At 39.0% G+C, this 23,041-nt stretch carries 22 protein-coding genes; 9 read left to right on the forward strand and 13 right to left on the reverse strand.

What is annotated here, in order from left to right; translation table 11 throughout:
• Nucleotides 1-316 precede the first annotated feature (316 nt).
• From AABK36_RS14160 to AABK36_RS14170, 3 genes are read left to right on the forward strand one after another with little or no spacing between them, the layout of a single operon-like run.
• Complete coding sequence (locus AABK36_RS14160) at nt 317-2,845, forward strand: PIG-L family deacetylase (protein WP_309938249.1); 2,529 nt, start codon at nt 317-319, stop codon at nt 2,843-2,845.
• Nucleotides 2,796-2,966, forward strand: coding sequence for a hypothetical protein (locus AABK36_RS14165; protein ID WP_309938247.1), 171 nt, complete (start codon nt 2,796-2,798; stop codon nt 2,964-2,966). The genes AABK36_RS14160 and AABK36_RS14165 overlap by 50 nt, the downstream gene beginning before the upstream one ends.
• Nucleotides 2,967-2,994: 28 nt before the next feature.
• Nucleotides 2,995-4,677 (forward strand): sodium:solute symporter family protein, encoded by a 1,683-nt coding sequence (locus tag AABK36_RS14170; protein WP_309938246.1) that lies wholly within the window; start codon nt 2,995-2,997, stop codon nt 4,675-4,677.
• Between the two features lie 44 nt (nt 4,678-4,721).
• Here AABK36_RS14170 and AABK36_RS14175 read toward each other — a convergent pair whose 3' ends face one another.
• Nucleotides 4,722-4,946, reverse strand: a complete 225-nt coding sequence (locus AABK36_RS14175) for an RDD family protein (protein ID WP_338390279.1) — start codon at nt 4,944-4,946, stop codon at nt 4,722-4,724.
• Complete coding sequence (locus tag AABK36_RS14180) at nt 4,943-6,811, reverse strand: hypothetical protein (RefSeq protein ID WP_309938244.1); 1,869 nt, start codon at nt 6,809-6,811, stop codon at nt 4,943-4,945. Before AABK36_RS14180 ends, AABK36_RS14175 begins: the two co-directional genes overlap by 4 nt.
• Before the next feature lie 274 nt (nt 6,812-7,085).
• Between AABK36_RS14180 and AABK36_RS14185 the strand changes: the two genes are divergently transcribed.
• Both AABK36_RS14185 and AABK36_RS14190 read left to right on the forward strand, forming a co-directional pair.
• On the forward strand, nt 7,086-8,303 hold the full coding sequence (locus tag AABK36_RS14185; protein ID WP_309938243.1) for a lipoprotein N-acyltransferase Lnb domain-containing protein: 1,218 nt from the start codon (nt 7,086-7,088) through the stop codon (nt 8,301-8,303).
• A 48-nt stretch (nt 8,304-8,351) separates the two neighbouring features.
• Nucleotides 8,352-9,110, forward strand: coding sequence for a sulfite exporter TauE/SafE family protein (locus tag AABK36_RS14190; RefSeq protein WP_309938242.1), 759 nt, complete (start codon nt 8,352-8,354; stop codon nt 9,108-9,110).
• 55 nt (nt 9,111-9,165) lie between these two features.
• Here AABK36_RS14190 and sucD read toward each other — a convergent pair whose 3' ends face one another.
• On the reverse strand, nt 9,166-10,050 hold the full coding sequence (gene sucD / locus AABK36_RS14195) for a succinate--CoA ligase subunit alpha (protein WP_309938241.1): 885 nt from the start codon (nt 10,048-10,050) through the stop codon (nt 9,166-9,168).
• 150 nt (nt 10,051-10,200) lie between these two features.
• Nucleotides 10,201-11,613 carry a hypothetical protein gene (locus AABK36_RS14200; protein ID WP_309938240.1) on the reverse strand — a complete coding sequence of 471 codons (1,413 nt, stop codon included), beginning with the start codon at nt 11,611-11,613 and terminating at the stop codon, nt 10,201-10,203.
• Between the two features lie 262 nt (nt 11,614-11,875).
• On the opposite strand from AABK36_RS14200, the gene AABK36_RS14205 reads away from it, so the two are divergent.
• Nucleotides 11,876-12,106, forward strand: coding sequence for a cytochrome b5 domain-containing protein (locus tag AABK36_RS14205; protein WP_309938239.1), 231 nt, complete (start codon nt 11,876-11,878; stop codon nt 12,104-12,106).
• Between the two features lie 4 nt (nt 12,107-12,110).
• On the opposite strand, the gene recO is transcribed toward AABK36_RS14205, so the two are convergent.
• From recO to AABK36_RS14225, 4 genes are all read right to left on the reverse strand, one after another.
• Nucleotides 12,111-12,797, reverse strand: coding sequence for a DNA repair protein RecO (gene recO, locus AABK36_RS14210; RefSeq protein WP_309938238.1), 687 nt, complete (start codon nt 12,795-12,797; stop codon nt 12,111-12,113).
• 14 nt (nt 12,798-12,811) lie between these two features.
• Nucleotides 12,812-15,106, reverse strand: a complete 2,295-nt coding sequence (porZ, locus tag AABK36_RS14215) for a type IX secretion system anionic LPS delivery protein PorZ (protein ID WP_309938237.1) — start codon at nt 15,104-15,106, stop codon at nt 12,812-12,814.
• Between the two features lie 15 nt (nt 15,107-15,121).
• On the reverse strand, nt 15,122-15,730 hold the full coding sequence (locus AABK36_RS14220) for a thymidine kinase (protein ID WP_309938236.1): 609 nt from the start codon (nt 15,728-15,730) through the stop codon (nt 15,122-15,124).
• A gap of 124 nt (nt 15,731-15,854) precedes the next feature.
• Nucleotides 15,855-16,184: a 2Fe-2S iron-sulfur cluster-binding protein gene (locus AABK36_RS14225; protein ID WP_309938235.1), complete on the reverse strand. Its 330-nt coding sequence runs from the start codon at nt 16,182-16,184 to the stop codon at nt 15,855-15,857.
• Between the two features lie 33 nt (nt 16,185-16,217).
• Here AABK36_RS14225 and AABK36_RS14230 point away from each other — a divergent pair, with 33 nt between their 5' ends.
• A complete protein-coding gene (locus AABK36_RS14230; RefSeq protein WP_309938234.1) occupies nt 16,218-17,381 on the forward strand; it encodes a hypothetical protein in 1,164 nt (387 codons plus the stop codon).
• Nucleotides 17,382-17,451: 70 nt separating this feature from the next.
• Here the strand turns inward: AABK36_RS14230 and AABK36_RS14235 are convergent, their stop codons facing one another.
• From AABK36_RS14235 to AABK36_RS14255, 5 genes are all read right to left on the reverse strand, one after another.
• Nucleotides 17,452-18,618, reverse strand: coding sequence for a hypothetical protein (locus tag AABK36_RS14235; protein ID WP_309938233.1), 1,167 nt, complete (start codon nt 18,616-18,618; stop codon nt 17,452-17,454).
• Between the two features lie 82 nt (nt 18,619-18,700).
• The gene (locus AABK36_RS14240; protein WP_309938232.1) at nt 18,701-19,012 is read right to left on the reverse strand and encodes a thiamine-binding protein; all 312 of its coding nucleotides are present in this window, start codon (nt 19,010-19,012) and stop codon (nt 18,701-18,703) included.
• Between the two features lie 462 nt (nt 19,013-19,474).
• Nucleotides 19,475-21,109, reverse strand: coding sequence for an L-glutamate gamma-semialdehyde dehydrogenase (gene pruA / locus AABK36_RS14245; RefSeq protein ID WP_309938231.1), 1,635 nt, complete (start codon nt 21,107-21,109; stop codon nt 19,475-19,477).
• A 137-nt stretch (nt 21,110-21,246) separates the two neighbouring features.
• Nucleotides 21,247-21,588, reverse strand: a complete 342-nt coding sequence (locus AABK36_RS14250) for a nucleotide pyrophosphohydrolase (RefSeq protein WP_309938230.1) — start codon at nt 21,586-21,588, stop codon at nt 21,247-21,249.
• An 8-nt stretch (nt 21,589-21,596) separates the two neighbouring features.
• Complete coding sequence (locus tag AABK36_RS14255) at nt 21,597-21,908, reverse strand: HesB/IscA family protein (protein WP_309938229.1); 312 nt, start codon at nt 21,906-21,908, stop codon at nt 21,597-21,599.
• 115 nt (nt 21,909-22,023) lie between these two features.
• Between AABK36_RS14255 and AABK36_RS14260 the strand changes: the two genes are divergently transcribed.
• Together AABK36_RS14260 and AABK36_RS14265 are read left to right on the forward strand one after the other, a co-directional pair.
• The gene (locus tag AABK36_RS14260) at nt 22,024-22,545 is read left to right on the forward strand and encodes a DUF7935 family protein (RefSeq protein ID WP_309938228.1); all 522 of its coding nucleotides are present in this window, start codon (nt 22,024-22,026) and stop codon (nt 22,543-22,545) included.
• A gap of 53 nt (nt 22,546-22,598) precedes the next feature.
• Nucleotides 22,599-23,015, forward strand: a complete 417-nt coding sequence (locus AABK36_RS14265; RefSeq protein ID WP_309938227.1) for a YkvA family protein — start codon at nt 22,599-22,601, stop codon at nt 23,013-23,015.
• Nucleotides 23,016-23,041 lie beyond the last annotated feature (26 nt).

The raw sequence follows: 23,041 nt of genomic DNA on the forward strand, positions 1-23,041 counted from the left end.
TATTATTTGCCTATTCATTGTTTTGACTTGAACATTTCGAATGAATCGCTAAACTCAATTCAAGCAAATCCTGTTTGGCTCTTGCAAAAAACAAAAATGCACTCAAAAGCAAACATCAAAATAGATCTTGTCTACCCGAGTCAAATTAAATTATAAACCCAACACGGCTATTTTGAATAATAAATTAATGTTAAAATTGACTCAAAGCCCATGTCGTTTTTACCTTTTTTAGTATCTTAACTAAGATATTATCACTTCAGTGCAGGATCATACAATAGGTCCTTACTGTTCATAATCAACAAATCAAATACTACCTATGCGCTACGCTAGCACGTTTATTTTATTTTTAACCTTTGCTATCTGCACTTTTTACGCAAATGCTCAAAAAAGTTCTTCGGAAATTTATCTGGAATTAGAGAAGCTTAAAACCACAGGAAGGGTCCTTTATTTAGCAGCTCATCCCGATGATGAGAACACCCGCATGATCAGCTGGCTTTCCAATGACAGAAAGTTTCGAACAGCTTATCTTTCGCTCACGCGAGGCGATGGAGGCCAGAACCTAATAGGCACGCAAAAAGGCCCTGAAGGTGTTGGAATTATCAGAACCCAAGAACTTCTTGAAGCCCGTAAAATAGATGGTGGTGAGCAATATTTTACTAGAGCGGTGGATTTTGGATACTCCAAGAGTGTCGACGAAACGCTTGAGTTCTGGAATAAAGAAGAAATCTTATATGATGTAGTGTATAGAATTCGCGCTTTTAAGCCTGATGTGATCATCACTAGGTTTCCTCCGGACAAAAGAGCCGGTCATGGGCATCACACAGCATCCGCTGTCATCGCTGAAGAAGCATTTGAACTTGCCGCTGATCCTAACGCCTTTCCCGAACAGCTGAAAACCGTTTCTACTTGGAAAGTCAAAAGACTCTTTTGGAACACTTCGGCATGGTGGGATAAAACTTTGCCTGAAAAAGCAGCAGCATCTCCTCAAGAATATTTAACTGTCAATATCGGCACATACAATCCATTGCTTGGTGAATCTCATAATGAAATCGCCGCCAAAAGCAGAAGCTCTCATCGAAGCCAAGGCTTTGGTGCGGCGCTAAGCAAAGGCAACTCCATCGAATACCTGAAGCTAGTCAAAGGAGATGCTTTCAATTCCGACATTATGGACGGTGTCAAAACTGATTGGAATCGTTTTAATCTTAAAAAAATCGATAAAAAAATCGCAGAAGCCGCCAACAACTTCGACTTCACAGACCCAAGCCAGAATATAAACCAATTGTTTGAAGCAAGGGCAATGCTGCAAAGAAGCACTAACCAGCAAAATAAAAGCTGGACAAACCATGCGATAGCATCTCTCAATTCAATCATTAAACAAAGTCTCGGCTTGCACGTCATCGCTAAAAGCGACGAAAAAATCATTTCCACAGGAGACACACTCAATACTCAAATTGAGATAATCCTTAGAAACATCAATATAAATGCTCCGGTACTGCAAAGCATCACTGCCAACGGCGACAAACAGCTTCTGGACAAAAAAATAGAGATCAATGAAACAACGACACTGGAAATGCCATTCATTATCGATCGACAATCAACTCAGCCATATTGGCTGGAGAAGGGATATGATTATTTATTCGATGTAAATGACAAGAGTTCCGTAGGCCTTCCGGAATCATCCGAAGCTTTTCCATTATTTGCAACATTAAATATAAATGGCAACCTATTGACTGTTCCAGTGCCAGTCCGATACGTCTGGGTGGACCCAGCGCAGGGAGAGCTTCAAACCAGAGTAACAGTCAGCGACGGAGCTTCGATTGCTCTTGACAAAAAAGTTTACTTAAGCTCAGGCGAATCCTTCGAAGTCTTGGCGACAGTAACATCCCATATGGACAATTTAAACGGAAGTCTGCGACTCGAAGCCAATGACGAATGGTTGATCGAACCCAATAACATCAACATTGAAAACTTAAAAAAACTAAAAGGCAATACTTTGAAGTTCAAAATCACGCCTCCTGAAGGCGCTTCTGAAAGTCATTTAAAAGCTTCATTAGTTTTGTCCAATACTACTATTGATACTGAATTGGCTGAAATCACCTTTCCGCATATCACTCAACAGCATCTGACCATTCCTGCAACTTCGAAACTAGTGCATTTGCCCTACAATAACCTGGTCACCAAAGTAGCTTATATACCAGGGGCAGGAGATGAGATTCCCAGCGCGCTTAAAGCTATTGGAATTAAAACGGAATTGATCTCTCCTGAAAACTTGGGAACTGTGAATTTGAATCAATATGAAACAATCATCCTTGGCATCAGAGCGTTCAATACTCAACAGTCGCTATCTATTCATCAAGACAGATTGATGGCTTATGTAAAACAAGGCGGGAACTTAATTGTCCAATACAACACAAGCCACAGGCTTAAAGTGGATAACATCGGGCCTTATGATATCAAGTTATCTCGAAAGAGAGTAACTGAAGAAAACGCTGAAGTTACTTTCATCGCGCCAAACCACAAATCCCTTAATTTTCCAAACAAAATAACGCAACAAGACTTTGCTCATTGGATTCAGGAAAGAGGTTTGTACTTCGCAGAAACATGGGACGACCACTTCGAGCCAGTGATTTCTTGGCATGATCAAGGCGAAAGCGACCTGCAAGGAGGGCTATTAACCTGCGCATACGGTGAAGGCACATTCACATACACGGGCATCTCTTTTTTCAGACAATTGCCTGCCGGCATTCCCGGAGCTTATAAATTATTCATCAACCTAATTAACCTAAATGCCGACCATGAAGAATCAAGTATTGACAGACAAGGAGGAAACCGAGCTACCAACTGATTTACAAAACGATGACGAGAAAGTCTGGAGCGATAAAAAGTGGAAAAACATTTATCTAGGCGTATTCTTGTCACTCGTATTCATGCTTTGCCTATTGGCATGGATCACTATCACTTATTAAATCAGCCTCGACTAATAAATCAACTTACATGAATCAATTAGATTGGATAGTGCTATTCTCAACGCTGCTTGGCATAGTGGCTTATGGCACTTGGAAAACATATAGACAAAAAAATATAAGCAAATATCTCGGAGCAAAAGAAGAGAATTGGTCTACGATCGGACTTTCTGTAATGGCGACCCAAGCCAGCGCGATCACCTTCCTTTCAACTCCCGGTTTAGGCTTTGAGGAAGGGCTAGGCTTTGTCCAATTTTACTTAGGCTTGCCAATAGCCATGATTGTACTCTGCGCTACCTTTTTGCCAGTATTTTACAAGCTTAATGTAATCACTGCTTACGAGTATCTTGAACAACGTTTCAATCCTCAGACCAGAACACTAACAGCCTTTTTGTTTCTAATTCAAAGAGGACTGGCGGCAGGAATAACTATTTACGCTCCTTCTATTATCATTTCAACCGCGGCTGGTTGGGATTTGAATATGACTAACTTCTTAGTCGGCATATTAGTGATTATTTACACAGTTTCAGGCGGCACCAAAGCTGTTAGCATCACTCAAAAATGGCAAATGACTGTCATCTTTCTTGGCATGTTCGTCGCATTCTTCATTTTGCTCAATCATATCAGCGACAAAATGAATATGAATGAAGCTATGAGCATCGCTGGCGTTTTGGGAAAAACCAAAGCATTGAATCTTGATTTCGACGTAAATAGCAAATACACCCTATGGTCTGGATTAACTGGCGGTTTTTTTCTGGCTTTATCATACTTTGGCACTGATCAGTCACAAGTTCAAAGATACTTATCCGGCAAAAGCTTGAGAGAAAGCCGACTTGGCTTGTTATTCAACGGTGTCATGAAAATACCTATGCAATTATTTATCTTATTGATAGGCGTGATGCTTTTTGTCTTCTATCAATTCGAAAAACCACCTATTTATTTCGATCAAACAGCCATTGAAAATCTAAGAAATAATGGCTATCATGAAGAAGTGGATCAACTTCAAAACCAGCATCATCAGCTGTTCGAAACCCGCAAAGGGAAAACCGAAAACTATTTGGAAGCATTAAGAAGCCAAGAGAGCAGCAAAATTGAACACGCCGCTACTGAATTAAAAAAAGCTGACGAGTCAATCATGGATGTCAGACAAAATGCGAAAAAGCTACTCGCTTCCGCTGATGTGGAGGTTAGATCCAAAGAATCCGATTATGTATTCATTTCTTTTGTAATGAAATATTTACCCAATGGAATCATTGGATTGCTTTTGGCTGTAATTCTATCCGCCGCTATGTCATCGACTGCCAGCGAGCTTAATGCTTTAGGCTCCACAACAACGATCGATATTTATAAAAGGTGGTTTAAAGAAGAAGCCAGCGAAGACCATTACCTCAAAGCCTCTAAAGTCATTACAATCTGCTGGGGAATGATCGCCTTGGCTTTTGCCTCGTTCGCGCATATGGTTGATAATTTAATCGAAGCAGTGAATATACTAGGATCGCTTTTCTACGGAACAATATTGGGAATATTTTTAGTTGCTTTTTTCCTGAAAAGAGTAACTGGAAAGACGATATTCATTTCCGCCTTGATCTCTGAAATTCTAGTGCTCATCCTGCACTTCACTACAGATATTGGCTATCTATGGTTCAACTTCATAGGCTGTGCTATGGTGCTTACAATATCATCGGTATTAAGCTTCGTTACAAAGAAAGCATAATGATAAAAAAAGCCTGCGATTTTGATATAATTGCAGGCCTTTTTTTATTTATCATTGACCACTAGTGTTTTCGACCATTTATCATGAATGCCATAAGCATCATCATTCAAAAAAGAAAAGGCTTCAAAAGGCACAAATCTGCATAAAGTTCTTAATGCAACCTCTTTTGGCGATGGCTTTTTGCCATCTTCATTTACTACTGTCGTTTTTGTAATAGCTTTACCAATAGTCTTTGCAAATAGAACTTCAGACAAATAATAAATAATCAAACCAAATAATTTCGTTGAAGGTAATCCAAATATTTATGCATAAAATTTTTCACTTTCTCCAGATCATGCCCATCCGACATAAATGCTCTTCTTCTCGCCAATCGATCCATCTCTTGGTATAAATCATCAAGTCGATCTTGCTCCCCTAGCCTTTCTTTCAAACACTCGCTATATAATAATTGCAAACTATCATACAATTGCCTGAAGAAATACACTGAAGACAAATTCACTGACACTACAAAACCTTCCTTAATCTCCTTCAAGCCTTCTACGCTCTTCTCCAACTTCAATAACTGTCTGTGTCGGTCCAAACTTTCTCTCAACCCTTCCCTTTGCCTGCTCACCAAAGTCGAGACTTCCATAAAGGAAACATTCAATTCAGGGCAAATTTTCAGATAAGCATTCAACGCTTTTTCCATTTCCGATTCTTCGGAAATCTTCCATTTCTCCATAGAATCTCTTACAACCAATGTAAATGCTGGGGAAGCAATTTGATCTTCATAAAGCTCATGAAATGAATGTCCTTCCTCTTTCCCATACATATTTACAAAAAACAGTTTGTGAGGAGGGGCCTTGCATAGTGAAATCTTCTTAGCCCACATAGTCTCTAATTCGCCAACAGCTGAAGGCGACAACCTACTATCTATCAAATACGGAATCAATTTTTCCAAATAAGAAAACAAATCTCCTTTCCATTTCCGAACACCCAATGGTCCCATGCCTCCTGTCAACTTTTTGACTTTCATCTTCAACAAACGATTGTTTTCGTAAAGCTTAAAGAAATCCACGCTTACTTTTGACATCATTTCTGAATATTGATGCACATTCTCTATCGTGATAAAGTCTTCTCCGCTTTTCGCCACCACAGCTCCAAACTGAAATTGCCAAGGGAAAAACAACACTTCCAAGCGATTCTTTGCTGTTCCCGCCTCCATATGATATCGATACATGGATTCAAAGTCGGTGTATTTCGGTGGCTTTGCTCTGAAAAACGAAGATTCAAACTCGTCACCTGAGTAGGTAGCTATTCCTTCCCCTACTATAGGGCTCGCATGTCTGTCAATACCTAAATTTTCAGCGACTCGCTCTCTCTGAGACGAAGACAAGCTTTCAAGGCTTTGCTTAAGTTCGGGTGCACACTCGCCATACTCACCGGCTATTTTTCGTTTTCTGTGAATAAAATCAGGGTTTTCAGCCTCTCCCTTGGCTATACTTTTGCATAATCCCGCCACCAATCGATCCGCTGGTTCTCTATCATGGAACTCGAACTCCCTATCCACATCATTCCGATCCGCCAATCTTGCGACCAAATGCTTGCCATGCTTAATACCCAACACATCGTGCATGAAAAAGATACATTCCGACTCCACACTAAGCTCTCCTCCTCCCACCCTTTCAGGCTCAACAAGCATTAGTTCATGTTCGACCCCTTCAACATCCCTTACCAAAAGTCCGCCGTTCTTCACCACTAGCTTCACATTAGCATGCATATCCTCCAAAACTCGATTGCTTTTCATTATCATCTCAGAACTTGCAAAAAAATTGTGAGCGAATGGCGGCAGAGCCACTGCTAAATCATAGCTGTCTGACACTTTCAACTCAGGCTTGGTTGCTTTTGGCTGTTCGCTAATTTGAATATCTCCAGCTAGATGGAAATGCTTCTCAAAAGATTGCGACTCTGAAGAAAAAAATTCTTTATGACAAGCTACATACTCCTGGTCATAAAAACCATGAGACTTAAAATTCACATCTCCGAAGACTCTATAACTATCCGGAGGCATAACTCGATAGCATTGAATAGCTTCTTCACTTTGGACTCCATTCGATTTATTTCGTGAAAGCTTATTTCCGCAGTATTGAAACATTAAAGCAGACTCTTTTCATTTCAACCTTCGTAAATCATCAATTGTTGTCCGAATTAAAAAGCGACAAAATATATAAAGCACCTTCAACTATTTAAACGCTACAAAAACTATTGCCTCTAAAGCTGATCCATTTTTAAACAAATTTTACTTTCTTTACAGCTTATTGCAATGAATGAGGCATATTCAATAATATTACGATGTCTTCGGCATTGCAATCCAAGGAAAGCCCAAATTCTTCGTTGTAAAAAAGACTAAACACTCAAATACTAAATCGATGGCTAACAAATTTAAAATGCTCCTAATTTTAATTTTATTATCTCAGCAAGCCTTTGCCCTGACAGAGCTTTCGGATAAAGCCAAACTAAGCATACTTACATGCGAATCAGGCCCAGCTCTATATGAAGCGTTTGGGCATAGCACATTCAGAATCAAAGATCCGAAACTGGGCATAGACAAAATATACAACTATGGAGTATTTGATTTCAATGCCCCCAATTTTTACGTGAAATTTTGCCAAGGGAAAATGGATTATATGCTAGGCACTTCAGCCACAAGCAGATATTTCAGAATGTACAAATACCATAACCAAGGAATTCGTGAGCAGATTTTAAATCTTGGCCATGATGATGTTAAGAAGGTTTACGCATATTTGGAAAACAATGCCAAAGATGAAAACAAGTTTTACAGATACGATTTCTTTTTTGACAATTGCGCAACAAAGCTAAAAGTCGTATTGGAAGAAGCTATTCCCGACAAAAAGTTCATTTTTCCTCAAGAGAACAATGAATTGACATTCCGCGATCTTATAGACAGTCAACTGGCTTACAACTCATGGGGTGATTTTGGCATAGACATCGCGCTTGGAAGCGTCATTGACACATTAGCTTTACCGGAAAATTACGCTTTCCTACCACTGCATCTTGAAGCGACTATAGCTCAAGCCAGTATTATCGATAATAATCAACCCCAAGCCCTTGTTGCTTCATCAAAAACACTCCTTCCATACAATCAATTCGAAAGAAAAGACGCTTTTTTCAAGCCTATACATTTGACTTTAATCATCTTGATCATTACTTGTTTAGTATTTTACTTCGAAGCAAAAAAAGAAAAATACTTCGCTTGGTATGATCGTATTTTCTTTTCCATCATTGGATTGGTAGGTTTGCTTGTTACCGTTCTTTGGTTTGGCACTGAGCATACAGCGACTTACTGGAATTATAATATTCTTTGGGCAAACCCAACTCATTTGCTAGTCATCCCTATTCTAACCAATAAAAAATTCGCTCGTATAGTTCGCCTGCATTTTATCTTTTGGGGACTTGTAGCCGTAGCTGTATTGGCATTCGGTTGGTTGATGCCTCAAAATTTCCATATTGCTTTCTATCCACTAATATTAGCCATTGCTCTGCGATCTTATCAGATCATATTTCAAAATATCAAGCGCAATGTCAACGAGCAATTGGAAGAGCATTTGAATGAAATGAAAAAATAATTTTAGGCTTACGGCATTTTTGAAATTCAATCCAAACTTGAACTTCCCATGCTAGCTAAATACATAATTTTAATCGCCGGCGGATTTATAGCCGGCATAGTCAATACTGTCGCTGGAAGCGGATCGGTTTTTTCGCTTTCAGCTTTGATATTTTTTGGTTTGCCTCCTTCCGTTGCCAATGCCACCAACAGAGTCGGCGTTGTGTTTCAAAACCTCTTTGGCTTGGGGACTTACGCTAAGCAAGGCGAATTCAAATTCAAAAATTTAGACCCCAAACTTCTTATCGCCTCAGTAATTGGGGCTTTAACCGGTAGCTATAATGCCGTAAAAATACCTGATGATCAACTAAAACCCGTTCTAGCAGGAGTAATGATATTCATGCTCATCATTACTCTCCTCAATCCCAAGAAACTTATGGACAGAAGCATGTCCAAGAATTCATCAAAAGGCAAATCATTGCTAAAATATGCCGTATTCTTCGCTGTCGGTTTTTATGGTTCTTTCTTGCAAGTAGGAATAGGCGTTCTACTTTTATTATCGCTGCATGCATTCACAGATCTTAACTTCAAACACGCCAATATTATAAAGCTTGTTTTTGCCTTCATATTTGTCATTCCCGCTTTGGCAATGATGAGCATAAATGGTCTTGTGGATTGGAAACTAGGAATCATCATGTCAACAGGGCAATCCATAGGTGCTTATGTTGGCGCTAACTTCATATCAAAAACTCCAAGCGCCGAAAAAATAATCAAATGGAGCTTAGTGCTTGTTTTAAGCCTTGTGCTCTTAAAAATCATCTTCTTTTAAACCAAAAAAGCCATCCTTTGCAGAATGGCTCTTAAATATTCTTAATGAAGCTTTATTATTTAGCCTCAAGTGTTTTCAAAGCTTCAACAACTGTTGCGCCCAAGTCAGCAGGAGATTCAACCACGTGAATGCCGCAATCTCTCATGATCGCCATCTTAGCAGCTGCAGTGTCATCAGAACCACCAATGATAGCACCAGCATGTCCCATACGACGTCCCGGAGGCGCTGTTTGTCCAGCGATAAAACCTACAACAGGCTTAGTACCGAATTCCTTAACATATCTTGCAGCTTCAGCTTCCATTCCGCCACCAATCTCACCGATCATCACGATAGCGTCAGTTTCAGGATCTTCCATCAAAAGTTGAACAGCTTCTTTAGTTGTCGTTCCAATGATTGGATCTCCTCCGATACCGATACAAGTAGACTGGCCAAGACCAGCTTTAGTGATTTGATCCACAGCTTCGTAAGTCAATGTTCCAGAACGAGAAACGATACCAATACGACCTGGGTTGTGAATGAAAGCCGGCATGATACCTACTTTTGCTTCACCTGGAGTAATCACACCTGGACAGTTCGGACCAATAAGACGAACATCCTTGCCTTGAAGATACTCTTTAGCAGCGATCATATCTTTTGTTGGGATTCCCTCAGTGATGCAAATAACCACTTTAATTCCCGCGTCAGCAGCTTCCATGATTGCATCCGCAGCAAATGCAGGCGGAACGAAAATCACAGACACATCAGCACCAGCTTGCTCCACAGCTTCAGCTACTGTGTTGAATACTGGCTTATCCAAATGCTTTTGTCCACCTTTTCCTGGAGTAACACCACCTACTACGTTTGTACCGTAATCGATCATTTGTCCAGCATGGAAAGTTCCTTCAGAACCCGTAAAGCCTTGAACAATAACTTTAGAGTTTTTATTAACTAATACGCTCATCCTATTTGATTTTTTTACACAAAAATAGGACTATGAACGGCTTTTGCAATAGCAATATCAAAGAATCCTGTTTTTTTTTTTTAAGGCTTGGATTCTTGGTAATAATAGGTTTTTCTATTGTATTATTAGTATTGAAATTTTAGCAAATTTCTACAAAACAAATTGCAGTTGAAAAATAAACTGTCCTTTATGCTCAGTGACTATCGCCGACTTGGTAGGCAATTCAGCATCCAAATCTTGAACTTCAAACAAAGGTCTTAACGTATATTGAGCTGTCATCTTGATCTTTTGTTTGTAAAACAAATAATTCACGCCAATATCGTACATAGTCCCCAAATCATTGAGCCCTTCAAAATTCTGCAATGTAAAAGCGGCAAAGGGCTGCAACTTCCCAAGCCAACCATTGATATTGTCAGGGAGCTTGTATGCGGCGGAAGTATACCATACATCTCCTGTTCCGATCACATAATACCTGTGTCCACTGCCCTGAGGATACAGATTGCCCGCTTCACTATCCTGCCCGCCATCAACAGGAATAATCCCCGCTGATCTCAAATAATTTGGTCCAAAATCATAATGATACCATACAGAGTACACATCCAAAGCGGCTCCTCCTTTCAAAGGCTCGGACAAGAATAAGTCCACTCCCAAAAACACCTGATCATGGTATTTCAACTCTTTATTGTCGTCAAAAGAGGCCATTGACCTCGGATGAAAGGTAAATCCAGCTCCTAAGTTCAGCACCCTTTTCGATCCAATATAAGACATGGGAAAAAACGACGAAGTAGATTTAACGACATCCTGAAACTGCCAGAAAAAATAACCATTTCCTGAGAAGGTATTATTTTGAATCTCGGTAGACAAATTCGACACACGATCATCCACCGGCAAATCCTCCAACTCATCGCGCGTTCTCGCCAAACTATAAACATAAGGCTTATTCAAAGCCATACGGTAGCCTAGTCGCCCAATCGTACCAATCGCGAAAATACCCAACTGTCTACCAAAATCATCTTCTCTGTTAATCATCGGAAAATTGACCAACGGGTTATCCAATGTCATATAAGAAAAACTACTCGTGCTTGACATTCTTGAAATGCCATTGAAATAATGCTTACCTGCTCCTATGTATAATTTATCATCCCAAACCCTGAACATGGTCCAGAAGTCATGTATAAACATCTGATAATGGGGATCTGTATTGAACGCCTGATTATTAGTCCCTAACTGAGTGTAAAAAAACACATTGTTCTTCAAGTTCACAGATGCATTGAATCGCATCCTTCTCATGCTTAAGTCAAAAAATTGGCTGACTTGATCGCCATTTTCATTCAATGTCCCGGGATTATTTTCCAAATACCTCGCCCAAAACTGCAATGCGAGACCGAACTTCACTGAAGATTGCTTTTCCTTGTCCAAGAATACTTTCACTCCCTTATCCAAAAAGGAATAATCTGTCTTTTGAGTTGCGCTTTTCTTATCCAAACTCTCGGACCCGTCAGCCAATGCCATCAATGGAATTGATAATAACATTGCTAACAACGAAAAGTATTTTTTAACCATTTAGCTTATTTATTTAAAAAAAATATCGTTTTTCACCTGAATAAATTCAACAGCAAGATTTATGCTCAAGCTCTGGATCATTCTTGATGCAAATTTTTATTCAATTATAACCGCAAAATTAGCTTTAGTCCCTCTTGGAATACTCTATTTTGTTTCAGAAGATTTGGTGATATTAGTCATAAAAAGTATCATCAAATATCACTATTGAAAAAAATTGTATTTATAATCAAAATTATACATAAATTAGTTTTAGTCAAAAATCATGAAAAAATATACGAAAAGCCAACTCGCACTAAGAAATGGTCAAGATAAACCAGAAATATGGTGCGCATATCAATCAATAATCTATGATGTTACCAATTCAAGACTATGGAAAAATGGCAAACACTATGAGCATTGGGCAGGGCAAGACTTGACAGAGGAATTAAAAGACGCTCCACATACTGAAAAAGTTTTCGAAAAATTCGAAAAAGTAGGCATGCTTTCCTCCTGACCGACTAATGAAACACTTCTTTCAGCACATGTATTGATTTCAAATTGGAAATATTATCGTAATGATATTGATAATACTTCAATAACAAATCGAACAGTGAACTTCGGATGCCGTTGCTAATTCGGCATTCCCCTCCCAGCTCCATGTCAAGAAACGATTTCAAAGCTTCTTTCTCTTCTTGCGAAACCAGAACAGGGAAATGGCTTTCTACCAATCTTGAGAATTCCTCAGCCGTTTCAAAAGCAATGCCTAACCGGCTAGACAATTTCACCATAAACTGCAAATGAAAATTGTCTTTGCCTGTTTCCAAGTTATCGAACAGTTCCATGCTCGCTTCCAAATAATTATATAGCGGAGGATTGCTCTCTTCGTGAAAGAGCACTTTAGCGCAAAACTCTGTCAAAAAGATCGTAATCGCGCTTTTATGGACATCATAAGGAATCGAGAAAAATGGCTTGCCTATATGCAGTTCGGAGATTCTATTGATATCCGCATTGGGTTTGTGATAAACTTGCATATCCAGCAATGTAAATGGCTGAAACATTGCCATTTTGCCTTTAGCTTTGGAAGATCTCACTCCATTGACGATATAGGATTGTGTTCCAAACTTTTCAGTGAACAACTTCACGATTATCGACGTTTCCTTGAATTTGACAAAGTTAAGAACAATCCCTTTCGTATGATGCACCATACTCCTCGAATAAGTTAATTGATTACGATAAGCTTATCTACTGTCGTTTCCTTGCCTTCAAAATCGGACACATAAACTACATAAACTCCTGAAACGACTTTGTTTCCACTATCATCGGTCAAATCCCACTGAATCGTGCCTCCATTAGCCTCGCCCTCAAACACCAACTTGCCTGAAGCAGTGGCAATCTTGACAGTGGCGTCCTCCACCAAATTAGATATAGTCACAGGACCCGCAAATGAACTAGTCTCCACTGGGTTGGGATAAATCTTCAATCTCGAAGCTTGGCTTTTGGACCCTCTGGTTGCATCCGTTCTCACTGACACCAAGCCAGCGCTTGTGTAAACAAACATCTCCCCCGTCTCATGGTTCATCTCCAAATTCAACACAATATTTGAAAGCAAAGGAGAATTATCCGTTGTAAATTTCTGAATCAACGCATCCGCATTATCATTAAAAAGCCATAAGCCATCATTCTTGCCAACCCACTTTCGATTTCCTCCATCAATAGCAATTGTATTAACTAGCTCATTATTAAATAAATATTTCCCTTCATGAATTGGCCGTTCATAAAAAACACCCCCATCCAAAGCAGAATAATAATTCGGGAAATAGCCAATTCCATTGCTGCTTACAATCCAAGGAATTCCTTCCCTGTCAATCACTAATTTATTGATGCCATTTGTCGGCATATCAGGCACTGTAGCACCGCTTAAATAAATCGATCTTGCTTCTTCCTCATTAAACACGATAATTCCTCCACCTTTCTGTCTTGAAATCTGAAGCCATTTATCTCCATTAAAGGACATTTTTAAATCAACAGCATATTTACCCAAAGAATTATTTGTGGAGAATGCCTGCCAAGCAGACTCATAAGGATCATATAAATGCAATGTTTGATCATTGCCATAATTCACAGCCCACAATCTACCAGCATAATCCTCTTCAATACACGATATATTAGTATTTCCATAAGAGTCCGTTTGAAATAAAGCTCCATTTGTTCCAGCATTAATCAAATCATATGAAAGATTTTCCTTATCAAAAAACAATACTCCATTGCTAAACGAAGCCAAAACCTCTGTATTCATTGTCGTGCTATATAACACATCTGTCAAATCTGTTATATAATCACTCTCAAAGGAAGGAATATTCTCTTGATTGTAATTCATCCATTCTCCTTTTGAAAACATCGATAGATTCGGCTTGTTGCCTTTGGGCACATCTTGGAAAATTTCGCCATTCACTATATAAATTTTATTCTCATGATAGCCAAACCCTGTCACATTATCCACAAGCGGGCCTGATGGGTAATAATGTTTGGATTTCCCTTCCACATTTGTCACTAGACCATTTAGATCATCAGCAACCCAAAAAACATTTCCTTCAAACCACAACTCATTAGGCGACTGTACCAATTCATCGTTAAAAGCTTGTAATTGGCCATTATCGCTTACTTCCCAAGCCTTGTCTTCTTCGATCATTGTCAGCTTCCCATCATTGGATATCAATGATGAAATTTCAGCATCTACTGTTGTGTAAACTATTTCTGATTGATTTCCATCAAAAGAGCTCAAGTGATTAACACTTGCAACATAAATCTTATTTTGGTGAAAAGCCATATGCCTTTGAACTCCTCTCAACGAGATATGGTCTTCACCTAGCCTGCTCCAACTTTCAAAATCTTTCAAGTTAACGTTATCTGAGATTTCTCCGGCAATCACCCCATCCTCAGTCGCGGCATACAATATTCCATTCCAAATTTGAAGTGAATTAACTCTTAATAAATCACCTTGATCTGACAAGTTTGTGTAAGTGTCTTTCAACAAACCTTGTTCACAATCAATGACTACTATGCCGAAATCCGCTGACAGATATGCGATGCCTTGATCAAAAATCACATGGTGAATCTTCTTTGAATCAAATAGAGTCGAATTCATCAAATCCGGCATATTCGTGATTCTATTATCACGAATCAAATCAATATTCCCATTGGCATAGGCAATCAACAAAAATTCAGAATGACTATCATAAGCCAAAGCTGATATTCCGGCATCAGAGAGGCCTTCATTTTTTCCTATCTTTTGAAGATAAAGATCTTCTTTGCCGATTCTGAATAATCCATTCTGAGACGCGCAATACACATCCTCGGGAGTAAGAGCAATTCTTTTGGCTTCATGATATGAAAAGTGAGTTCTCCAAGCTCCAGCCGGTATTTCACCTTCTTGAGCCCAAAGTGCTTCATTCATTCCAAATACAAAACCGAAAACAAATAGTATCGCTGCTTGCCAACTTTTTTTGATCATCATGATTGGTTTAGGTATTTATTCCTTTTTCTCTTTTGATTTCATTCCATCATTAAAACATGTTCTGCACCTAGCTTCATAAGAATCAGTCTCACCCAACAACACTTTTTCATCTGATGCCACAGATCTATATGAAAAGTTCGCTACCCCTCCGCATTGCATGCAAACCGCGTGAACCTTAGTCACAAATTCCGCCATAGCCATCAATTGAGGCATTGGTCCAAAGGGTCTTCCCTTGAAGTCCATATCCAAGCCGGCCAAAATCACTCTTTTGCCACTTCGAGCCAACTTCTCAACAACATCCACAATACCGTCGTCAAAAAATTGAGCTTCGTCTATGCCTACTACGTCGCTATCCAAAGCCAACAATAATATATCACCCGCGAAATCCACTGGGGTGGAACGAATCGCATTATTATTGTGCGAAACGATATTTTCCTCATGATATCTTTTATCAATACCCGGCTTGAAAATCTCCACATGCTGTTTCGCCAACTTCGCCCTCTTCAATCTTCTGATCAACTCTTCTGTCTTACCTGAAAACATCGACCCGCAAATCACTTCTATCCAACCATTTATAGGCTTTTTCTCCTCTGTAGCGCCATTGAGATTCGGTTCTATAAACATATCCTTGGGAATATATAAAATTCTTTAATGAAACAAAATAATTAAAACAATACAATTTCTTTTTCCTCAGAAAAATGAATTCGCAAGATAGCAGATTTTTTTCAAATCGATAATCGCTATCGAATCATTCCTCGTAAACTAAATGTTTCATTTGAGTATCTCTCGGCACGGATATCACTAGATTACCATCATTTTCAAAATGGCATGAGCAGGCCAATCGCTGGGAATCAATCAGCAAGCCCCTGCTCAAGCATTTTATTTCAAAATCCGTAGGGGGATTCAAAAGCTCTTTTCCTTCCAAAACATTCATTTTGCAACTAGTGCATTTACCCTTTCCTCCACATGAATGCAACCAATCAATAAAATTTTCATGAATAATCCTCAAAATTTTCATATCTTTTCGGTTCGTATTAATTTTACGTTTTTTCAGATTTTGGATAACGATTTGCGACATTGTAAATTGGACAAAGGAATTTAGAACAATTTTATGGAAACGAAAGTTAACTTATCCGCTATAGAGGAATATAGCGAAATATTTGCAGAAAAAATATCCGAAGACTTTTTTTCGCAGGCGAGTTATATCAAAGGAGAAGATATACTCAAATTAACAGGCATCAAGCAAATTAACATTTTTGTGGTAAAAGCGCTTTTTGATCAATGGCAAAAAGAAATTGAAAATCAAAAAAGCCCTTACTTCGACTATGAAAACGAGCAAGTGCGCGAAGCTCTTGGTGATTACATGAATGTAGTGTCAAGGCATATCAAAATGAAGAAGGACTCTTTCAAGCCTTTATTGAAAACTGCTGTTTTCGATACTATCAGATTGATCTTCTCTCCTTTTGAATACCTGACAACAGTCACTTTGCCAACAGAAAGCCCTAGCAAAGTATTCACGCTTGACGACTTGAAGACTGCTAAAAAATACACTAAGATTTATCCTGAAGTAATCGATAGCGTAATCAACAAAGCGTCGGAATACAATGACGCCACAATATCAGCTTTTGAAATCGGACAAATTCTTGAGCGCTCTTGCAAAGATGTATACAATTCGGACATCACTGTTGAATTTTTGGAAGAATTCTCGCAAACGATACCTCTAAGCCTGCAAACAATTTACGGTTATGAGAAGTCGTACGACCAGCATGAATACGATAAGCAGGATTCAAATGCTACAAGCCAAAATATCAAAGAACCTGTTGTTACTACACCAGTAAATGATAATGAGCCTCATTTTGCTCAGCAACAGCAAGCAAACGGATCAGAATACACTGTTAATAACAATGAAGAAACTGCTATAGCTGAGCCAGTAAAACAACAACAGACGCAAGACGAAACGAATACAGCAACAATCAACGACACTTGGGCAGGCGAGCAAAAATCCAAGACTTTAGCGGATATGCATACTGAACAACCTGTCACCAGCTTAAACAGCGTAATCAATTTGAATCAAAAATTCAGATTCATCAACGAGCTATTCGAAGGCAATAACGAAATTTATTCTGAAGCAATTGACAAAATTGAGTCTTACAACGACTATTCTTCTGTCATACAATTCATTAAAACAGAATATTTATTGAAATACAACTGGCAAATGGACAATGAAACTGTCATTGACTTCCTAAATCTTGTCAGCAAAAGATTCAACAAATAAGCGAAACAGCAAATAAGCTTTCATCCAAACATTGTCCAAAAATAAAAAGGTTCCCGTTTTTAGTCGCCTACTAAGAGCGGGAGCTATTGTCCATTCCTTTCTTCTTAGACGAAAATATCCTTCCCGTCGCGAAACCTAATCCAAACGGCAACACAATAATTAAAACCAATCCCAAAATCACATAGAGCAAAATCGAGCTTATCGTCTTTCTAAGTTCTGAAATCGCTGTTTGAGTAACATCGACCGAAATCACTTTCAAATCGTTCATTACCTTTTCTCTTTCCGAACTTATCATTTTTTCAAATGATTTTCCTTGAGCCTCAAGTCGGTCAAATGCTCCCATCATTTGAAAATCAAGCCTATCCATAAGCATAAACATGTCATTTCTGAACGATTCCGATACATGATCTATCAACTCTGGGGCTTCCTTGGCCAAAACAATAAAGCTATCGATACGAGCAGTCACACTATCTTTCAATGCATTGATGTTCAATGAATCCAAACCAGAGCTTCGATATGCAAGTTCCGTCTTCCATATAGCTCTTTTGGCCGCTTGAGAAGACATCGTGGTTACCTTATCTCCAAGATCGTTTATAGCTTCCGGCAAATTGCCAACAGCAACCGTGGCCAATGAATCAGGAATATTATTATACTTGAGCCAAAGCAATCTAACAGATGGAATTGCAAATGGAAACTCCTCAAGTTTCAAATCCTCCTTTTGCGTGTCAATAAACTGCTTAGCATGTTCGTACTCCATATTATCGTACAAGCCCAAAACAATACTGTCCAGCCTATTTTGCAAATAGCTAGTCGCCGAATCCGTCCAATACTGATACTCTCCATAATATTCTTGCCCAACTTCTCCATCCATAAAGTCATGAATCAGCTCTACAGTCAACCACGTTTGAAGCAAAGACATATTTGGATCCGTCATCAAAGTGGCTCTTTCAACGGATTCATTCGCGTTGATTTTCCATAAAATGCTGTTTACTTGAATTTTTTCCTCATCAGACCATGATAAAATACTATCCGCCACCGTCTCTGTAACTTGATAATATACATCTGCATATTCTCGAACTGAGATTCGAATATTCTGCTCTTTTTTTGTCAATGGAACTGAATTCCCCTCCAAATTGACTTTCAATAAAGAACATGAAAAATGAGTGAAAGCTATAGCCAAGGCTACCGCCATATTAAAAGACAACTTTCCCAACCTAAATCGTAGTGATCTCTCCATGCCACAAGAAATTTTCTTTCTCTGTTATGACATAGATTAGTTAGGAAAGTTTGAATAAATCAAGAATTTTAAAAGTATGCGTCTACTTTTTCACTTCGCCTATCCGATTCTCCACAGATTGGGTTTTCGACTTTATCAGAGAGCTTTTATGTTTTTTATAATCTAAATTAACCACGCAATAAACACGATCGGAAATCGGATCGAGAATTTGATACGCGTCTTCGACTACTTTCAGCACTTCGGCCACTGTATCAGCCTCCACTATGGTTCCCATGGGAGTAAACTGATAATCGTGTCCTGACTTTTTGATATGGTCAACCACCTTGCTTACATATTCGCCTATATGGTCTCCTTTATCCATCGGGATGATGGCAAAATTCATTATAGCACTCATTACTACTTTTATTTTGGATCAATATTCTAACTTAAGCGAAAATAGCCAAAATACAAGAAACACTAAGTCACAGACAGCCGTATTTTGATAAATTATCAAGTCGAGCTCATTTTTGTTTTTCTCTCCAGAGCGTTAAGGCGTTTTTGAAATTGGAATATCCAAAAGAATGGCAAGATTGAGGCAATTTGTTGCCCATTAGATTTGAGATAATGTAAAATTACATTCATAAAAGGTTTATTTTTTTCCCACAGTTCAACTTCACTTTGCGAGCATGGATGAGTCTGAAACCTTGAAATATGATCGAACCCGCAATTCATCACAAAGATAAACCATCTCTTTTCCGAATCAAAGAGATGGAAATAATCTCATCTAAGAACACAAATAGATATCTCTATTTTATAGTTCAAGAAAAAAAGCCTCGCAATACTGCGAAGCTTTTCATAAATATTTTTGAAGCTAGGATTATTTATCCTCGCCTAAGAATGGATATCTGTAATCTGTTGGAGAAACAAAAGTTTCTTTAATCAATCTTGGAGACACCCATCTTTGCAAGTTAAGCGCTGAACCAGCTTTATCGTTAGTACCAGAAGCTCTAGCTCCACCGAATGGCTGTTGTCCTACTACCGCGCCTGTTGGCTTGTCATTGATATAGAAGTTACCTGCAGCGTTTCTTAGCTTTCTCACGCCGAATTCCAAAGCGTATCTATCTTGAGAGAAGATCGCACCTGTTAAAGCGTATGGAGAAGTGCTGTCAACTAGCTCTAGCATTTCTTCGTATCTGCTGCCTTCGTAAGTGTAAATAGTAATCACTGGGCCGAAGATTTCCTCTTGCATTGTTTCATACATTGGATCCTCAGTCAAGATTACTGTAGGCTCTACGAAATAACCAACCGATTTATCATAGTTACCACCAGCGATGATAGTACACTTGTCGCTTGCCTTAGCTCTGTCTATGTAACCAGCGATCTTATCAAATGATCTCTCGTCGATAACAGCGTTCACAAAGTTAGTGAAATCTTCTACTGGACCCATTTTGATAGAAGCCAAATCTTCCTTCACCTTAGCCTCTACTTCCGACCACATTGACTTAGGAATATAAGCTCTAGAAGCCGCAGAACATTTTTGTCCTTGGTATTCGAAAGCACCTCTTGTGATAGCTGTTGCTACTTGAATTGGGTTAGCTGACTCGTGAACAGCGATAAAATCCTTACCACCAGTCTCACCAACTACTCTTGGGTATGACTTGTACTTTTGGATATTCTCTCCGATTGTTTTCCAGATATGCTGGAATACACCAGTACTACCTGTAAAGTGGATACCAGCGAAATCAGGATGATTGAAAACCACATCACCGATAACTGGACCAGAACCATGAACCAAGTTGATCACACCGTCAGGAACACCAGCTTCTTTGAATACATCCATCAATACTTTAGCAGAATAAATCTGAGTATTAGATGCTTTCCAAACGATAGTGTTCCCCATCATCGCGCAACTTGCAGGAAGGTTACCAGCGATAGCTGTGAAGTTGAACGGAGTCAAAGCGAAGATAAATCCTTCTAATGGTCTTTGCTCAACTTTATTCCAGATACCAGGAGCTGATTCCGGCTGTTGCTTGTAGATATCAACCATATACTGAACGTTGAATCTCAAGAAATCAGCAAACTCACATGCCGCATCAATCTCTGCTTGGAAAGCATTCTTAGATTGAGCTAACATAGTAGCCGCGTTGATCTTCGCTCTGTAAGGACCAGCGATCAAATCAGCCGCTTTCAAGAAGATAGCTGCTCTGTGTTCCCAAGCTAGATCTTCCCACATTCTCTTCGCACCCAAAGCTGCATTGATCGCATCTTCTACGTGAGAAGCGTCTCCCTCGTGAAAATGACCTAAGATGTGCTGATGATCGTGAGGACAAACCATTGGCTTAAGGTTACCAGTTGTCACTTCATCACCACCAATATACATAGGAACTTCTACTTGAGTAGCTCTCATCTCAGCAAGTGTATCCTGAAGTCTTATTCTCTCTGGTGAACCTGGCGCATAGCTCAAAACCGGCTCGTTCTTAGCAACAGGAACGTTATATACTCCTTTAGGCATTTTGTTTGAATTAATAGTTTATAAATATTGACTTTATTTCCTTTTGAAATCGAAATTTCCTTATAAATATCGCAAAAAATTTTCAGCCTTTAGCAGAAAATCAGGCTAAAAAATGCAATTGAAGCTCAGATAAAGCATTATTGCTTGGATTCTGACTTCAATTTCTCATTGTTGCGATGGCGATCCTTATCTCTAATATTTTTCTTGTCAAAGTTTCTTTCCAAAGCTTCAGTAAGATCTACTCCTGTTTGGTTGGCCAAACACATCAAAACCCACAATACATCAGCCATCTCATCAGCCATGTCATACTTTTCATCCGACTTTTTAAATGACTGGTCGCCATATTTTCTTGCCATGATTCTGGCTAGTTCCCCGACTTCCTCTGTCAAAACCGCCATATTCGTAAGTTCGCTAAAGTACCTTACGCCTACAGTCTTGATCCAATGGTCGACTTTTTTTTGAGCTTCTTCGATAGTCATGATAAATATTATTTTACTTCTTCGCCTGTTTTCTCATCTTTGAAATAAAAACCGCGCGCTTCATTGCTTTCGTGAAAATCTATTTCTTTTCCTATCAAATACATCGCGTGCCTTTTCTCTACAAATACGCTAATTCCCTCAACCGTAAAACTGTCATCTCCTTCTTTTTCCTTGTCAAAACCCAACATGAAGGACATTCCCGAACAGCCTCCGCCTTTCACTCCTACTCGAAGTCCATAGCCCTCCGGCACTTTCTTGCTTTGCAATAATTGCTTAATTTCCCTAATAGCTACTTCGCTGATTTTGATCGGTACAAACATATGTTCGCATTTATTTTGTGAAATAATTCCTCGTACTTGAGCAAAATTATAATTTATATTTAATTTTAAGGTACGTTGAAGAGAAAGTTTGTGTTGAAATTAAACAAGAAGAGAAATGGAAACAGCCCTAGACATTATAAAAACCATCATACCCGCAGCCATAGTCGTATATGCTATGTATCTTACAGTCAAGCAATTTCTAAACAAGGATTTCGAAAAAAAGCTTGCCGACTTGAAAATCAAATCCACTGAACAAGTTATTACCAACAGACTTCAGGCGTATGAGCGAATGTGCTTGTACCTTGAGCGCATCAGCCCTTCCAATATCATCAGTAGATCGAACAAACCCAACATGAGCGTTCAAGAATTGCAATTCGCGCTTATCAATGATATCAGGGAGGAGTTCAACTACAACCTTTCCCAACAATTGTATATCAGCGATGAAGCTTGGGAAGCTATCAGAAATGTTACCGAGGAAGTTATATTGGAAATCAACCACTCAGGACAAAGCCTCGATAAAAAAGCTTCGGGCATAGAGCTTGCTAAAAAGCTAATTGAAAACTGGACTTCAAAAGAAATAGATCCGATTCATCAAGTATTGATGGCTGTGAAAGCAGAAGTAAGAACAATATTTTAAGCGCAATATCTCATTGCCCTGCATCGTTACCACAATTTTAAACGCAACATGCTATGGGGAAAAAATTCACATTTGACAAAGCCGAAAAAAAAGCCAAAGGTGTAATCAACAATCCTAAAAAGCTCAATAACCTGATTCAAAGCGCGCTTGCGAAACTTGCGAATAAAAAAGACCGCGAGAAATTCATCAATGAAGCGAAGACCATGCTTATGATGCTTAAAGCCTATGCAAAAGGTGATTACAGACAGGTTCCTTGGAGATCCATAACATTGATTACCGCCGCTTTGATTTATTTTGTCGCGCCTCTGGACGCTATACCTGATTTCGTACCTGTCGTTGGATTTATGGATGATGCAACCATATTATTAGCAGTTTACAAATCTTTGCATGTTGATATTGCTAATTTCAAAAACTGGATAACCAAAGATTCCGTAGAAGATTTAGATATTGAGGAAGATCACTCCTCATAATATATTACACGGATATATAATACCTA

It is taken from the genome of Aureibacter tunicatorum, from assembly GCF_036492635.1.
Lineage (GTDB): Bacteria > Bacteroidota > Bacteroidia > Cytophagales > Cyclobacteriaceae > Aureibacter > Aureibacter tunicatorum.